1 pseudogene is annotated in these 358 nt (G+C 70.1%); it reads right to left on the bottom strand.

Annotated elements, in window-relative coordinates:
* Positions 1 to 358 (bottom strand): annotated as a pseudogene (locus tag AB4Y63_RS19170) (hypothetical protein); the annotation flags it as partial.

Consider the following 358-nt stretch of genomic DNA (forward strand, 5'->3'; position numbering starts at 1 on the left):
CTGATCGTCCCGGCCTCCAACGCGGCCCTGATCGTCCCGGCCTCCAACGCGGCCCGGGTGCCGGGCAGTTCGCGCACGAGAGTCTGACTGTCGTCGATCAGCCGGGACGCGCTCGGCTGCGGCACCCGCAGCAGCGCGCCGATCTCGCTGACGAAGACCCGGTGCGCCCACTCGGCCCGCTCCATGTCGGACATCGTCGGGTTACGCAGCACGAACTCGTCGGAAACCAACGACCACCTCCGGGCCTCGTCGACGGCGCGGGCGCGGCGGGCGGAATGCACCGCCAGCTGCTTCTCCTCGGCCACAACCACATCGAGGTACTCATTCAACCGGGCCGTGTACCCGGACTCCCGCCGTT

The organism is Leifsonia sp. YAF41 (genome assembly GCF_052113185.1).
Lineage (GTDB): Bacteria > Actinomycetota > Actinomycetes > Actinomycetales > Microbacteriaceae > Cryobacterium.